General features: G+C 62.4%; 1 protein-coding gene. It reads left to right on the plus strand.

Annotated features, from left to right (window positions below; translation table 11 throughout):
- Window positions 1–311, plus strand: a 311-nt coding sequence (locus tag HU748_RS26190; protein WP_186722549.1) for an immunoglobulin-like domain-containing protein, incomplete at both ends; no start/stop codon positions are given.

A 311-nucleotide genomic window follows, 5' to 3' on the forward strand; every position in this document is an offset into this window, starting at 1 on the left:
GTCACCGACGAACCTGGTGTGGGCACGCCGGGCTCCGGCAACCAGGGCGACAAGGTCTCGGTCACCATCGTCAGCAATGGCAACGTCACCGAAGATCAGCAACCGTCGTTCACCGTCAAAGTGAACCAGCCGCTGGATCGTCCGCTGACTGTCACCCTGAGCAATGGCGACAAGGTCACCATCGCCGCGGGCCAGACGCAGGTCGAGTACAAGGCGCCAGCCCAGGGCGATGATGTCTTCAAAGACTCGGGTTCCCTGACCGTGGGCATCAGCGACGCCACCGTTCCGGGCAAGACCTTCGAGAATCTGGA

It is taken from the genome of Pseudomonas sp. RW3S2 (assembly GCF_014268955.1).
Classification (GTDB): domain Bacteria; phylum Pseudomonadota; class Gammaproteobacteria; order Pseudomonadales; family Pseudomonadaceae; genus Aquipseudomonas; species Aquipseudomonas wayambapalatensis.